The organism is Candidatus Nitrosopumilus sp. bin_32a (assembly GCF_054095935.1).
This window is the reverse complement of sequence record NZ_JBSWSN010000005.1, coordinates 109,041-123,680: the sequence shown is the minus strand read 5'-3', so window position 1 is coordinate 123,680 and position 14,640 is coordinate 109,041. Positions and strand designations below refer to the sequence as shown.

Sequence of the window (14,640 nt, the reverse complement as noted above, 5' to 3'; positions counted from 1 at the left end):
TAAGTGAGAGAAAAGAGCGTCGAGACGTCATTCTCTCCTTTGACACGAATTTTTAAAATCCAAGATTTACTTTACTATTTTTTATCATTATGGATTTATTTGTACTAGTATTTCATAATTAATCTATGAAAGGAGATCTACCAGGCATATGTGAAGATTGTGGGGAGCATATCACATATTCTAAAAAAGCATATGAAACGGATGCAGAATATTTGAAAAAGCATAGATGCCCAAAGTGCGGAAATTTTGCATTGAAAGTAAGAGTTTAAAATCTAAAATGACAAACTTTTTGAATTTAGTAGACGCTTAGAGGAATTTTCCTTATTTTTTCTTTTTCCAACCATTATAATCTGAAATACATTTACTACAAAGATAAGATGGATCGCTAAGGAGATTAATACTACATTGCAGGTTATCTTTTGATTTACAACTCATACAAAATTTTTCTTTTATTACTTTCTTTTTTTCCATTACACATTCATGATATTTATGAAAATAAGCGTATTGTCAATTCTCAAAAAAGATTAGAATCTAAAGATTATTTGTAATTGCAAATTAATGGAGACTTTACAATCTCATTTGCCCTATCATCAATTACCATGAGATATGTTTCAAAGTCACCAACACTTGATTCATATTTCTTGATTAATTCATATTCTTTTTTCAAATCCATACAATTATCGATCTCTTGAATATGTCTTACATAATCCAAATCAAACTCTTTTTTTGAAGTATCGTTAAGTATCATTGGGAAAACTATCGCCGTGGCAACTATGCCAATTGCCAATCCCACCATTAAAGCGATAACAATCCCTTTCATGTAGTTTCTAAAAGAATTTTAAACTTAAGCGTATTGATAATATCATAGAAACGGGTTTTTAATTATGCCATTTGCTAAGAGAATAACGAGTGTTATACAAGTACCGCCACCGATAATAATTCCCAATAGAACTAGACCATCACTCTTGTCCATTTAAAACAATTCAATAATTTCGAACTTATGAAGCTTAAGCGTACTTATAGTTTAATTGAATCACATTGTCAATATTCTTCAAAGATTAGAGCATACATTGAATTTTTCATATTGCTTTTAAATAAAATATTATATTTAATATCAAAATCAGTCATAGGTTTTAAAGTTTAAACTTTTTTCAGATCTAAAAAACGCTAGTAATAAATCACCGAGTGTATTGTAATAGACATGGGCGAATTAGAACGTAAATTTGATGTAAAAATTCAGACAACAGAAGATAAAGTCAAATTTCCAGACGAACTCAAAGCCAATTTAAAAGAATTAGGTTTGATGGACGATAAAGGAAAGTTAAAACTCAAAGGAGTTAGTCCAAAAATGCTCAAAAGAATGAAACAAGAATTTGTAGATTGTCCAGTTTTAAAAGAAGATATTCAATTTGTCCAATGTTTCATATGTCCAAATTTCCAAAGTAGAGTCATGGGCGAGGTTTTATGCAAAGGCGACCCATTAAAATAATAAAGCAATTTTAAAACTAAAATCATCACGAAAGGCTCATTAGTTAAATTAATTCAAGAAATTCTAGTTTGGGTAAAGAAGATGTTGGAATTACAGTTTCAAAGAATGATGATTTTAGTGAATGGTACACACAAGTAGTTCTAAAAGCAAAACTTGCAGATTACGCACCTGTGAAAGGATTAATCGTCCTCAGACCAGACGGATATTCAATTTGGGAATCATTAAGAAGTACATTTGACAAGAAATTTTCTAAAAATGGCATTAGAAATGGATTTTTACCAATACTAATTCCAGAATCGCTATTAGGCAAAGAACAGAAACATTTTGCAGGATTCAACCCAGAAGTATTTTGGGTAACTCATTCAGGAACTAATGAAATTGGAGATAGGCTTGCATTAAGACCAACGTCTGAGACATTAGCATATACATTGTATTCAAAATGGATTCAAAGCTGGAGAGACTTGCCATTAAAAATTAATTTTTGGAACACTGCCTTGAGAGCAGAAATTAAAGCAACAAAACCATTTCTCAGGACTTCAGAATTTTTGTGGCAAGAAGGACACACCGTACACAGCACTCAGGAAGAAGCAGAGAAAGAAGTAATGACGATTTTAGATATTTACAAAAATACAGTTGAAGAAGAACTAGCAATTCCAGTAACAACAGGTAAAAAAAGCGAGAAGGAAAAATTCGTTGGTGCAGTGTACACTACTACAATGGAATCAATCATGCCAGATGGAAAAGCATTACAGATGGGAACATCTCATTTTCTAGGCCAAAATTTTTCAAAACCATTTGAAGTTAAATTTGCAGATAAAGACAACGTCGAGCATTTTGCATGGCAAACATCTTGGGGAGTATCTTGGAGATTAATTGGAGCCATGATCATGGTGCATGGAGATGATAAAGGATTAGTTTTACCACCAAAAGTAGCTCCAATGCAAGTAGTCATCATTCCAATTTACAGAAATGATGAAGGAAAGGAAATAGTTCTTCCAAAAGTAGAAGAAATCAAAAACGAATTAGAATCAAAAGATATCAGAGTATATGTAGATGATCGAGAAGGGCTATCCCCAGGTTACAAATTCAACGACTGGGAATTAAAAGGAGTTCCATTAAGAATTGAAATAGGCCCCAAAGACATAGAAAAGAACAGCATAGTGGTTGCAAAAAGATACAATCTTGAAAAAATTAGTTTAGGTTTTACAGAAATTGAAAAAATATCCACAATATTAGATGAAATTCAAGTAGAGATGTTAAAAAAAGCCAAAGAAGAGGCCAAAATAAACATCCTGGAAATTTCAGATTATTCAGATTTTAAATCAAAAATTGAAAATGGTGGTTTCTTTAACTCACCTTGGTGTGGAAAATTAGAATGTGAAGTCAAGATCAAAGAAGAAACAGGCGCAGAAATTAGAGTCATACCATTTGGAAGTAAAAATACAAATCAAAAATGCATCTATTGTAAAGAACAAAGTGTTGCAATTCCAATATTTGCAAGAGGATACTAGAAAAATACCCACAAACATAATAATAGAAAAAACATAATTTTCTAATATTGACATCTAATCCAGAATTACAATCAGATATTTCATTACTAGAACAGTTTAAAGAAATACGCAGTAGAACACTAGAACTAGTAAAAACTCTAGAAAAAGATGATTTTGTAGTTCAAACGGCATTTTTTATGAGTCCGCCAAAATGGCACATAGGACATGTGAGTTGGATTTATGAAGCAATAATGAGTAAGATTGATAAAAATTACGAGTTTTACTCTAAAGAATTTTCAGAATATCTGAATTCCTATTACCAGCAATTTGGAGTACCTCATGACAAAGGTTTGAGAGGAGTTGTTTCAAGACCAACAACAGACCAAATATTTCAATATTTCAATACAATAAATCAAAGAGTGGAGAAATTTATTCAAACTCAAAATCTAAATGAAAATGCCGTCAAACTGATCATGACAGGATTTCATCATGAATGTCAACATCAAGAACTTTTAGTTTATGATTTACAACATTTACTTGCAGAACAATACAGACCAGTAAAGAAAAATGAAATTGCAAAACAACCAAATGTTCAGAGAAAATCAATCCAAATCAAAGGCGGATTATACATAATGGGAAATGACGGAGAAGAGTTTTGTTACGATATTGAATTGCCCGAACACAAAGTTTACCTAAATGATTACAAAATAGATGAATTCCCAGTAACAAACCAACAATATCTAGAATTCATGGAATCCGGAGGATATGAGACTTACAAACACTGGTTATCAGACGGGTGGGAAAAAGTCAAAGAAAACAAATGGAAGTCTCCAATGTATTGGGAAAAAATTGACGGTAAATGGCATACAAGAGACTTTTTAGGAATTAGAGAAATCAATCCAAACGAACCAGTATGCCATGTAAGCTTTTACGAAGCAGATGCATATTGTAAATGGGCAGGTAAAAGACTTCCAACTGAAGCTGAATGGGAAAAAGCTGCTTGCTGGAATGAAGAAAAACAAGAAAAAACAGCATTCCCATGGGGAAATGAAAAGCCAACTGATGAAAAATGCAATTTGCTTGAATCATACCATTGGGGTTGTTCTGAAGTAGGATCATATCCAAATGGAGCTAGTCATTTAGGATGTCAACAAATGATAGGAGATGTTTGGGAATGGACATCATCAGAGTATACAGGATATCCAGGTTTCAAGTCAGGATTTGATGAATACAACGACAAATGGTTTACAAATCAAAAAGTTTTGAGAGGGGGTTCTTTTGGAACACCAAAGATGTCAATAAGAGTAAGCTATAGAAATTTCTTCAGATTAGATGAAAGATGGTTATTTTCAGGTTTCAGATGTGCTGAAAATATTTAATTTTTTGAAACCAGAGTTAATGAGAAATGAGTGTTCTCATCCAACCAAGTATGCTTAATTTTGAATCCAGTACTTTCAAGAAGAGTTTTGATTTGTTCTAGGGTGTATTTGTGAGAATGTTCAGTATGAATTAATTCATTTTTTTCCAAATTTAATGAAAGGTTAGATTTTGAAATAATAACCGATTGATTTACCAATGATTTCAAATACATTTCAATTCTTTGATCATCTTTGTTGTAAAGAGAATAATGTGAAAAATTATTCAAATTAAAATCAGCATCAAGTTCATCATTTATTCTAGAAAGAACATTAAGGTTGAATTCAGCAGTGACACCCTGTGAGTCATCATATGCAGATTCTAAAATTTGTGAATCTTTTACCAAATCCAAACCAATCAAAAATAAATCCCCAGATTTCATCGTGGAGTTTATTTTTTCTAAAAAGACTTTGCCGTCAGCAGGGGAAAAATTGCCAAAACTAGAACCCAAAAATAGAATCAGATTATTCTTGTCATCGTAATTTTTTAGAAATTCTAATCCGCCTTCGTATGTATCAATAATTCCAGTGATTCGAAGATTATCATAATGTTGTAGCAGTTGTTCTGAACTCTCAGTTAAAATTTCAGAGATGTCAATTGGGAAATATTCTGTAGTATGCTGCATTTGTGTAAAAATATCAAGTAATAATCGTGTTTTTACGGATGCACCACTACCAAGTTCAACTAATCTAAAGGAATCATCAATAAATGAGGGTAATTCAGTCTGTAAATTCTTCAAAATTCCAATTTCAGTTCTTGTAGGATAATATTCAGGAAGAGTGCAAATTTTTTCAAATAAATCAGAGCCTTTTTGATCATAAAAAAATTTAGGCGAAATAAATTTGGAATCCCTGTTCAAGCTGAAAGAGATTTCTTCAGCAAACGTTTTTTCTATTTTACTAGCATGAGGTTTGAAATACTGAAGTTTTGGATCTACAACATATTTTTTATAATCAAGATTTTTTTGAATTGTTTCATTCAAGTATTAAACAGGTCTTTGTTTAACATAAATGCTTTATCCCAAATGCTACGCACAAAAGATATTTCTTGATATACTTCTTTATTCAACAATAACTATTGAGTGAAATTCTAAGAGTAGAACATTTAAAAAAATATTTTGCAAAAAAAGGAATATTTGGAACAAAATCAGTAACAGTCAGGGCAACTGATGATGTATCATTTTCACTAAAAAAAGGAGAAGTTTTTGTTTTAGCTGGCGAATCAGGTTCTGGGAAATCAACAATTGCAAAATTGATTCTAAAATCAATTCAATCAGATTCAGGAAAAATATTTTTTGAAGAAACTGAGATCGATGACAATAAAGAAAATTTAGAAAAAATTAGAATGAATTGTCAAATGATACATCAAGATCCATACGACTCAATCAATCCAAGAATGAAAATTGGAGACATTGTGTCCGAACCACTTGAAATCCATAAAATTGGAAACAAGCAGGATAGAATCAGAAGAGTGATCGAAGTTTTACAGGAAGTAAAATTAGAACCAGCTGAGGATATTCTAAAAAGATACCCCCACATGTTATCAGGAGGACAGAGACAGAGAGTAGTTCTGGCAAGAGCATTGGCACTAAAACCCAAAATAATACTAGCTGATGAGCCAGTTTCTATGTTAGATATGTCAATCAGAGCTGAAATGTTAGAATTGATGCAAGAATTACAGAAAAAATACAATATTTCATTTATTTACATTACACATGATTTAGCTACTGCCAGATATTTTGGTCAGAGAATAGGTATTTTGTATATGGGGAAAATTGTAGAGATTGGACCAATCAATCAGGTGTTAGTTAAGCCAAGTCACCCATACACTCAAGCACTAATAGACGCAATTTCAGAGCCAGATCCTGACAATTTACACAAAGAGAGGAGGATTAGAATCAATGAGCCGTTAGACATCGATGTGTATCAAGGATGCAGATTTAGAGCCAGATGTCCTTATGCTATTGAAAAATGCACTGAGGAGCCAAAATTAGAAGAAATTAACGAGGATCACTATTCAGCTTGTTTTGTAAAACTAGACTAGGAAGTTTTCATCGAAGGCATTCGCTTATCTTTGTATGTAACAACATGGGAGACCCCGTTCTTTGGAAATACACCATAGATCAGTTTTGCTTTTTGAATTACAGAGTCTTTTAGCGATACCATGATAAACTGACTTTCTTTAGATCTTTCTTCTAAAATTTTTGCCAGTCTTTCAGAGTTTGGTGCATCAAGATGAGCATCAACTTCATCAAATAGGTAGAATGGGGAAGGTTTGAGTTTTTGCAACGCTAGAACAAACACAATTGCAGCTAGAGTTTTCTCACCGCCACTAATTGACGTAGATTCTCTTTTTGGCTTATTTGGGAATTGAATCAAGTATGAAATTCCAGAATTAAATATATCATCTTCATTTTGTAATTCTAACCAAGCATTACCATCAGTCATTTTATTAAAAATTAAACGAATTTCTTTATCGACTTTATCAAATGCATCTAAAAATGTTTGACGCTTGTCTTTTTCAATATCTTCTATGAATTTAACAATTGAATTTCGTTCAGATTCCAGGGAATTCTTTCTCGTAGACATGGAACGATATCCATAAGATACCTCAAGATACGTTTCAGGCGCTTTTGCATTTAATGCATTCAGAGAAGACAATTCACTAGTTAATCCATGCACAATTGTTTCAACATCAAAGGTTTCCATGTCTTTATCAAATCCATATGCAGATAGGATTTGTTGCAGTTTAGCCTCATTTTCAACTAAATCACGAAGATCGCGAGTAAGAGAATCTGTTTGACGCTCTATTGTGTTAATTTGTTTTGTTAATTCTCTGTCTTGCTCTGCCAAAACTTTGAGTTTATCATCAAATTCTTTCAGATATCCAATGGATGAACCAGATGTAGAAATTAGTTCTTGTTCTTTTTCACGCAACGATACAAGAACCTCATTCTTGGATTCTTTTTGTTTTTCTAAATCTTGTATTTTTGTTTCAAGTTCGGCATATTCAAGATTTAATGAATTTCTTTCAGCGTCAAGGCGGTTTGATTGAGATTTTTCTCTATTGTATTGAGTTTGCAATGTTGTTTGTTGTGAAGATTTATCACGATATTCATTCATGATAGTGGTGTATAATTTTTCAATATCAGATTTTTTAATATTTATTCTAGATAATTCGCTAGCAATTCTATCTTGTTCTCCACTAGCATAATTCTCCTCAACAATATTGATTCTGTCTTGCAAAGACACAACATGAGATTCGGATGTGTTTACTTCAGATTCAATGACATTATTTCTTAAAGTCAGTTCTGAAATTCTTTTTAAAAGTTGTTCCTTCATATTTAGAGCAGAAACAATTCTAGACTTTAAATTCGAATAATTTTCAGAGGCAGACGTCAAGGAATTTTCAGATACTGAAAGACGGTCATCATAAGACTGGATTGAATCTTCTAATTTTTTTAATGAATGTTTTTTCTTTAACATGTATTTTTTGATTATGCCAATAGATTGGAATAATCCATCAATATCACTACTCATAGAGATAAGTTTTGTAAGTTTGGATATTTTTGAATTAATATCAATGACTACAGTTCCACCTTTTTCTTCAAAGAATTCACCGTCAAGGGTTACGGATTTGTATCCCTTTTGAGACATATTGTAAGCAGATTCCCTAGTCTCAGTAAGTACGATATTTCCAAACAGGAATGTTTTGAGTGGAGAGTAAGCAGGATCACATGTAACATAGTTAGAAAGTATGCCTACAACTCCAGGTTCTTTAGGTAAAGATAGTTTGAATTGAGGAATTGCATCCAGTGGAATTATTTTCAATTTTGGAAGTTTTTTACTTCGTGCCACTTCAGCAATACCAAGTAAAGTTGCAAAGTCTTTTACAACAATTGCTTTAATCCAATCAGAGCTTACTGCCAAAACAGAGCGCTCATATTGTTTATCCCACGAAATCATTTCATAGACCAATCCCTCAATACCAAGTTTTTCTGCATCTTCTTTTAGTTTAGCAACAGTGTAATCTTCATGCATAAATCCTTTCACAGTTTTAATTTTTGATTCATATTGATTTGCAGCTTTATTTGATTTTTCTAAAATGAATTCTAATTCATCCATGTCATTATGGATTTTTGATTTTCTTGTATGTAATTTTTGGATTCTAGATTTCAATTCAGTGATAGATGCATTGTGGTTGTTTAACATTGATTCAAGTTTTGATTGATATCCAATTAGTGAAAGTATATCATTTTCTAGTTCAGAAAGCTTTATTGTGTTTGTGTCAATTTTAATTTTTGATTCATCTTTTTCATGCAGTATTTTAGATAGCTTAAGTTTTACATCATTGAGTTGATTAGTAAGTAATTTTATTTTATTATCTATTTCAGATTTTTTAGATGCAGCTTCTGATTGTTCTGTAAGAATTTTATTTCTTTGAGTGTCAATTACTTGTAAATCTTCATTGATTTTATTTTTCTTTAAATCAGTTTCATCAATAGAGATTTTTATTTTTTGAAGTTGTGTATCGATATCAGTTTGGGCCTGATTAATTTCATCAATTTCAGTTTGTATTTCAGGCAATCTTAAATTAATTTGTTCTAATCTTTTCTTTGATGCAGAAATTGCAGTGTTATCTATTTCATATTTTTCCATCGCAGAACTAATTTCAATATCAAGTGTAGCTTTTGCTTGGCTGTAATCATTTGCTTCAACCATTAACTTTGTCTTTTCTGTTTCCAAAGTACCAATTTCTTCTCTCAGAGTAGTTCTTTCGGTTTCAAATGTCGTGATTTCAGCATTTAATGCGTTCAAAGTGGATTCTTTTGAAGACTTTTGACTTGAAATTACCTTCATTTTGTTTGCCGCAGCAATAGATTTGTAACGATTTAACTCGCGTTCTAAAATGTCATGGCGTAATTTTTGATTTCTTTCCTCTTCAAGCTCATCAATTCTTTTTTTAATTTCACCCATTTTTGCAAGAGCAATTTCAAGTCGTCTATCTGCCTCATCTAGTTGTTTAATGGATTCTATTTTTTTATCATCAAAGTATGAAAGTCCAATTAAATCTTCAATAGTTTTTCTTTTTTCTTCTGAAGTAAATTCAGAAATTCTAGTTACAGTTCCTTGTTGTACGGCATTTAGTTGTCCCAAACCAGCGTTGGCCATATCAAGTAAATCAAGAATATGGCTTCGATTTGTTTTCTTTTTATTTAGATAGTATGTGTTTTCACCGTTTGAATCCATTTCTCTTGTAATTTCAACGATATCAGAATCTACTGGAATTTTTCTATCAGTATTATCAAAGTGAACACTTGATCTTGCCATTTTTGGCCCATGTCTTGCACCTTCAATATCATGAATTAGAGATCGTAATTTATCAACTCTCATTACTTTTGGTTTATTTTCACCCATTGCAAAAATAATTGCATCCAAGATGTTACTTTTTCCAGAACCATTTGGACCAGAAATCGAAACAAGTCCCGGTTCGAACTGAACAGTGGTATTCTTAAATCCAAATGATTTGAATCCAAAGATCTCAACTTTTTTAACATGAACCAATGATAATTATTTCTCATCATGCAGGATAATCGATGATTAACAAGTTTAGTTGACAGAATTGATTAATTTTTCTTGTTGTGTTATGAAATTTTTCGTAGCGGTAGTAATTAAAATAATAATTTTAAAAAATTGATCGCATTATTACGCCTACTATAATTACTAAGAAAGAATTCTAAAAACATGGTCAAGTTGGGATTAATACAAACTACATCACAAAGTACAAATCAAAAAGGAATTGCGCAAGTTGTAAAAATTCTTAAAAAATTAGGAAGAAATGGCACAGACATTGTATGCCTGCCAGAGCAATGGCTCAAAAATAATGAGATCAGTGATTTTAATTTAGAGTTTATAGATTTTAAGAGAATTGCAAAAGAATTTTCCATGACTATAATTCCAGGAGCATTTTATGAGATTAGTAAGAAAAAGAAATCAATCATCTCACCAGTCATTGGGCCAAATGGTGAATTCATAGGCAGACAAGAAAAAATTCATCCTTTTGGCTACGAAAGAGACAGTGTAAAGCCAGGAAATGAGGCCAAAATATTCAATACAGCATGTAGATTTGGGATCATAATTTGCTATGACATGGTCTTTCCCAATGTGGCAAATACTTTTGTAAAAAAAGGAGCCCAAGTGTTGTTTTCTCCTAGCAGAATAGTCAAAAGGGGAATTCAGCCATGGGAGATGTATGTGCAGGTAAGAGCATTAGAAAATAGAATACCAATCATTGCAGCAAATGTGAAAAATCAACGATTCGGAGGAAATAGCCTCATAGTAGACTTGTCAGAGAACGACAATGTAGTAACAACCAAAGTTTTCAAATTAAATGGAGAGTCAGGATTATCTAAAGAATTTAATCTCGACAGATATGAAGAGAGTAGAAAAAGTAGATTTTCAGATTCTAATAAGTTTCAATGACTAGTCGCCTGCAACGAATTTTTCACAAGCATCTTTTGCCAAAACATCAGACGTTTGTTCTATAGGATGTTTCATCAAATATGCACTGGCAGGTTTGATTGGTCCGCCAATACCTCTATCAAGAGCAATTCTTGCCAATCTAATGGCATCAATTACAATACCTGCAGAATTTGCTTTATCATCAACCTCTAAACGAACTTCCATATTATATGGGATATTTGCCCATTGCCTACCTTCAATTCTCATAAACATAAGTTTCGTATTGCCTAAGAATGGAATAAAGTCTGAAGGACCAACATAGATTTGATCATCATCCAATCTTTCTTTGAGTTGGCTTTGAACACTTTCAGTTTTAGAAATTCTTTTTGATGCTAATCTGTCTTGTTCCTTCATGTTTAAGAAATCAGTATTGCCTCCAACATTGATTTGGTATGTTTTTTCAATTTTTGTTCCCCTATCACTACAAAGTTTAGCCAAAGTTCTATGCACTATAGTAGCACCAACTTGTCCTTTGATATCATCGCCAATACAAGGAATGTTAGCATCTTCAAACTTTTTGGCCCATTTCTCATCTGATGCAATAAAAGATGGAATACAATTTACAAATGCAGTGTGTGTATCCAAACAAATTTGAGCCCAAAATTCAGTTACTTTATCAGAACCTACAGGTAAATAAGACACAATAATTTCAACGCCTTTTTCTTTGATAATTTGTTTTACTTCCTCAGCGATTTGTTCAGGGGTTTTAGTACTAGTGATAGGTTTAATTCTGTTTTCCACCCAAACTCCTACGCCATCTAAAATAGGACTTTCATAGACTTTTGCATCGTTTTTAGGCAAGTCATCTTTGGCAATCCAATCAACCATATTTGGATATTCATAAATTGCTTCATGCAAAAGTTTACCAACTTTATTTTCACCAACATCAAATCCGCAAACAAAATCAATGTCATGAATTCCATATCCTGCTAGTTTATCATGAATAATACCAGTTACCTCCTGAGAAGGATTTTTCCTATAGTATTCAATTCCTTGAATTAATCCTGAAAAGCAATTACCAATACCTACTAAACCAACTTTAATTCTATCAGCCATTTAAAATTCATTATTGTAAGGGAGGTTTAAAGTTTCCCAAGGTAATTTAAAAATCCCAGTATCAAAGGCAGAATTTTATATTCGGTACAAACATACAGTATAATTATGATAAATCCTGGCCGCCCAGTAAAAGATATTCAAATTGATTCGACCACGTCTTTAGAAAAAATATTTGAAGAATTGTCACAATCGGGAGGATTTGAATCAGTGAACCTATCTAGCGGATTAGAAATTTTGGCTGAAATGATTTCAGATAAACAATGTCTAAGATTTGTTTCATTTGTAGGAGCAGTCGTATCAACAGGACTAAGAGGAATAATCAAAGATATGATCAAAAACAAATGGTTTGACGTTGCAATTACAACATGTGGTGCTTTAGATCATGACATTGCTAGACATTTTTCACATTACAAAGAAGGATCATTTACAATGGACGACATGGAATTGGCAAATCAAAATATTCACAGATTAGGAAACGTTCTAGTTCCAATGGACAGTTATGGACCACTAATCGAAGAAAAGATGCAAGAATTCCTAGAAGAAGAATATCAAAATGGAAACAAAGAGATGAGTACTGCAGAAATATGCAAAATGATTGGAAAACATTTAGGAGAAGACTCATTTCTTTATTGGGCATACAAAAATGATATCAACGTTGTAGTTCCAGGGATAATGGATGGGGCAGTAGGAAGTCAAATTTGGTTATTTACTCAAAAACATGCTGATTTTAAATTAAACATGGTAGGAGATGCAAATTTGTTATCAGGTTTAATTTTCAAAGCAGAAAAATCAGGAGCATTCATGATTGGTGGTGGGATTTCAAAACATCATACATTATGGTGGAATCAATATAGGGAAGGATTAGATTATGCATTTTATATCACCACGGCTCAAGAATTCGATGGAAGTCTAAGCGGAGCACTAGTACGAGAAGCAATTTCTTGGGGAAAAGTAACACAAATAGCAAAACAATCAACGCTCCATGCAGAAGTGACAACAACTTTACCATTCATTTATGCCGCATTGATTTCAAAATTAAAAAATAGAATTAGATAAAAGCTATTATTCAATCAATGTACAAAATATTCATTGATTCCTAAAATTAGAATTAGAGAAATTAAAAAATTAAATCTAGAAGGAGGGTATCTAATAGATGGATTTCCATCAGTGGGGTTCACTAGTGCCATTGCAACCGAATCCATGATTCACATATCACAATTTGAACTGGGCGGAGTAATTGATTCAGATGCTTTTCCCCCAATTAGCGTTGTTAAAGATGGAAAACCAAATTTTCCGACAAGAATTTTTGTGAATGAGAAATTAAAGATCGGAATATTTTTGTCATATCTAACTCTAGATCAATCACTACACAGAGTCACAGCAAAAACAATGTTGTCATGGGCAAAACAACACAAAATGGAATTAATTGTCAGTAGTGTTGCAATAAAATCCTCAAAAGGTGATGAAGAAATGATAGGTATTGGAAATACAGACTCTTCAAGAAACAAAATAAGACAAGCAGGGCTCAAAGTATTAGATCATGGAACAGTTCCAGGGATTCCAGGAATATTACTAAATGAAGGAAGTATGTCAAATCAAGACGTCATTGTAATAATCTTTCACACCAGTGGAGAAGGGCCAGATTTTAAATCAAGTGCCAAATTATGCATGGCAATGTCGAAATTAATTCCAGGAGTATCGTGTGACATCCCATTATTACAAAATGAAGCAAAAAAAGCCGAAACTATGATTAAAGAAACACAAGAAGAATCAAAACACCTCAAAGATTCCATGTACAGATAAAAAAATTTCAATCAAGTTTATTTCACAATTGAATAGCATCAAAAAGGGATGGCAGAGATTATTGAATTTGTAATCAGTGTAATTGTACTTTCTGCATCGGGAGTAATGGCACCAGGACCACTTTTTGCAGCAAATATCTCATATGGATTACGAGGAGTAAAATCAGGCATCAAAATGGCAATGGGTCACACAGTAGTGGAGTTACCACTGGTTATGTTGTTAGGAATTGGAGTATTTTCATTCGAAATATTTCCAGAATTCAGGATTTGGATATCAGTTGTTGGGGCAATTACGCTTTTTGTTTTTGCACTAATTCAAATTAAAACAGTTTTACAAAATAACAAAGAGGTTTCATCAACACCAAAACACGGTCCATTAGTTACAGGAATTGTACTCAGCGTATTGAATCCGTTTTTTATAATATGGTGGTTAACAGTCGGATTCAAGTTAATTTCTGATGCGATGTTGGTGTGGGCATTTTCAGGCATATTGGTCGTATTTTTCTTGCACATATGGATGGATTTTGTATGGCTAGGAGGGATTTCATTTCTTGCATCAAAAAGTTCAAAAATTATTTCTAATAGAAATTACAAAATCATAATGATCGGATTAAGTTTAATGTTAGTATATTTTGGAATTACATTTTTAACAGACATAATATTCTAACCACAATCCAAAATTTCTATTTGAGATGAGCATTCGTCATTATGTGAATCAATTTTTTCAAGAATATTTTCACATAGTTCAGGATCTAATGACTTTTCATATGAAACAATTTCATTTGAAATTATAATGTTTTCAACATTACAAGAATTATTTGTGTGTTCAACAAGCATTACAAAAAATAAAATTCCAAATAGAAGTA

14 protein-coding genes are annotated in these 14,640 nt (G+C 32.2%); 9 read left to right on the top strand and 5 right to left on the bottom strand.

Annotation, left to right across the window (positions count from 1 at the left end):
- Positions 1-125: 125 nt before the first annotated feature.
- Positions 126-269, top strand: coding sequence for a hypothetical protein (locus ACW9XH_RS05460; protein WP_457759630.1), 144 nt, complete (start codon positions 126-128; stop codon positions 267-269).
- Between the two features lie 269 nt (positions 270-538).
- On the opposite strand, the gene ACW9XH_RS05455 is transcribed toward ACW9XH_RS05460, so the two are convergent.
- A complete protein-coding gene (locus ACW9XH_RS05455) occupies positions 539-820 on the bottom strand; it encodes a hypothetical protein (RefSeq protein WP_457759629.1) in 282 nt (93 codons plus the stop codon).
- Positions 821-1,201: 381 nt separating this feature from the next.
- Here ACW9XH_RS05455 and ACW9XH_RS05450 point away from each other — a divergent pair, with 381 nt between their 5' ends.
- The 3 genes from ACW9XH_RS05450 to egtB all read left to right on the top strand — a co-directional run bounded on the left by ACW9XH_RS05450 (position 1,202) and on the right by egtB (position 4,358).
- Positions 1,202-1,489 carry a hypothetical protein gene (locus ACW9XH_RS05450; protein ID WP_457759628.1) on the top strand — a complete coding sequence of 96 codons (288 nt, stop codon included), beginning with the start codon at positions 1,202-1,204 and terminating at the stop codon, positions 1,487-1,489.
- Positions 1,490-1,557: 68 nt separating this feature from the next.
- Positions 1,558-3,000: a proline--tRNA ligase gene (gene proS / locus ACW9XH_RS05445; protein WP_457759627.1), complete on the top strand. Its 1,443-nt coding sequence runs from the start codon at positions 1,558-1,560 to the stop codon at positions 2,998-3,000.
- 47 nt (positions 3,001-3,047) lie between these two features.
- Positions 3,048-4,358 carry an ergothioneine biosynthesis protein EgtB gene (gene egtB, locus ACW9XH_RS05440; protein WP_457759626.1) on the top strand — a complete coding sequence of 437 codons (1,311 nt, stop codon included), beginning with the start codon at positions 3,048-3,050 and terminating at the stop codon, positions 4,356-4,358.
- Here the strand turns inward: egtB and egtD are convergent.
- A complete protein-coding gene (gene egtD, locus ACW9XH_RS05435) occupies positions 4,355-5,377 on the bottom strand; it encodes an L-histidine N(alpha)-methyltransferase (protein ID WP_457759625.1) in 1,023 nt (340 codons plus the stop codon). The genes egtB and egtD overlap by 4 nt on opposite strands.
- Positions 5,378-5,472: 95 nt before the next feature.
- On the opposite strand from egtD, the gene ACW9XH_RS05430 reads away from it, so the two are divergent.
- Positions 5,473-6,438, top strand: a complete 966-nt coding sequence (locus ACW9XH_RS05430; protein WP_457759624.1) for an ABC transporter ATP-binding protein — start codon at positions 5,473-5,475, stop codon at positions 6,436-6,438.
- Here the strand turns inward: ACW9XH_RS05430 and ACW9XH_RS05425 are convergent.
- Positions 6,435-9,959 carry an AAA family ATPase gene (locus ACW9XH_RS05425; protein WP_457759623.1) on the bottom strand — a complete coding sequence of 1,175 codons (3,525 nt, stop codon included), beginning with the start codon at positions 9,957-9,959 and terminating at the stop codon, positions 6,435-6,437. The two genes, ACW9XH_RS05430 and ACW9XH_RS05425, sit on opposite strands and share 4 nt — an antisense overlap.
- 180 nt (positions 9,960-10,139) lie before the next feature.
- Between ACW9XH_RS05425 and ACW9XH_RS05420 the strand changes: the two genes are divergently transcribed.
- On the top strand, positions 10,140-10,877 hold the full coding sequence (locus tag ACW9XH_RS05420) for a carbon-nitrogen hydrolase family protein (RefSeq protein ID WP_457759622.1): 738 nt from the start codon (positions 10,140-10,142) through the stop codon (positions 10,875-10,877).
- Here the strand turns inward: ACW9XH_RS05420 and ACW9XH_RS05415 are convergent, their stop codons facing one another.
- Positions 10,878-11,972 (bottom strand): inositol-3-phosphate synthase, encoded by a 1,095-nt coding sequence (locus ACW9XH_RS05415; protein ID WP_457759621.1) that lies wholly within the window; start codon positions 11,970-11,972, stop codon positions 10,878-10,880.
- A 105-nt stretch (positions 11,973-12,077) separates the two neighbouring features.
- Here ACW9XH_RS05415 and ACW9XH_RS05410 point away from each other — a divergent pair, with 105 nt between their 5' ends.
- From ACW9XH_RS05410 to ACW9XH_RS05400, 3 genes are read left to right on the top strand one after another with little or no spacing between them, the layout of a single operon-like run.
- Positions 12,078-13,028 carry a deoxyhypusine synthase gene (locus ACW9XH_RS05410; RefSeq protein WP_457759620.1) on the top strand — a complete coding sequence of 317 codons (951 nt, stop codon included), beginning with the start codon at positions 12,078-12,080 and terminating at the stop codon, positions 13,026-13,028.
- A 33-nt stretch (positions 13,029-13,061) separates the two neighbouring features.
- On the top strand, positions 13,062-13,775 hold the full coding sequence (locus tag ACW9XH_RS05405) for a proteasome assembly chaperone family protein (protein WP_457759619.1): 714 nt from the start codon (positions 13,062-13,064) through the stop codon (positions 13,773-13,775).
- A 48-nt stretch (positions 13,776-13,823) separates the two neighbouring features.
- Complete coding sequence (locus ACW9XH_RS05400) at positions 13,824-14,441, top strand: LysE family transporter (RefSeq protein WP_457759618.1); 618 nt, start codon at positions 13,824-13,826, stop codon at positions 14,439-14,441.
- On the opposite strand, the gene ACW9XH_RS05395 is transcribed toward ACW9XH_RS05400, so the two are convergent.
- A complete protein-coding gene (locus ACW9XH_RS05395; protein ID WP_457759617.1) occupies positions 14,438-14,611 on the bottom strand; it encodes a hypothetical protein in 174 nt (57 codons plus the stop codon). The two genes, ACW9XH_RS05400 and ACW9XH_RS05395, sit on opposite strands and share 4 nt — an antisense overlap.
- Positions 14,612-14,640 lie beyond the last annotated feature (29 nt).

Coding starts and splice junctions, on each gene's coding strand:
- ACW9XH_RS05460 (WP_457759630.1), top strand. CDS start 126: ATGAAAGGAGATCTACCAGGCATATGTGAAGATTGTGGGGAGCATATC.
- ACW9XH_RS05410 (WP_457759620.1), top strand. CDS start 12,078: ATGATAAATCCTGGCCGCCCAGTAAAAGATATTCAAATTGATTCGACC.
- ACW9XH_RS05450 (WP_457759628.1), top strand. CDS start 1,202: ATGGGCGAATTAGAACGTAAATTTGATGTAAAAATTCAGACAACAGAA.
- ACW9XH_RS05455 (WP_457759629.1), bottom strand. CDS start 820: ATGAAAGGGATTGTTATCGCTTTAATGGTGGGATTGGCAATTGGCATA.
- ACW9XH_RS05395 (WP_457759617.1), bottom strand. CDS start 14,611: ATGCTTGTTGAACACACAAATAATTCTTGTAATGTTGAAAACATTATA.
- ACW9XH_RS05415 (WP_457759621.1), bottom strand. CDS start 11,972: ATGGCTGATAGAATTAAAGTTGGTTTAGTAGGTATTGGTAATTGCTTT.
- ACW9XH_RS05420 (WP_457759622.1), top strand. CDS start 10,140: ATGGTCAAGTTGGGATTAATACAAACTACATCACAAAGTACAAATCAA.
- ACW9XH_RS05400 (WP_457759618.1), top strand. CDS start 13,824: ATGGCAGAGATTATTGAATTTGTAATCAGTGTAATTGTACTTTCTGCA.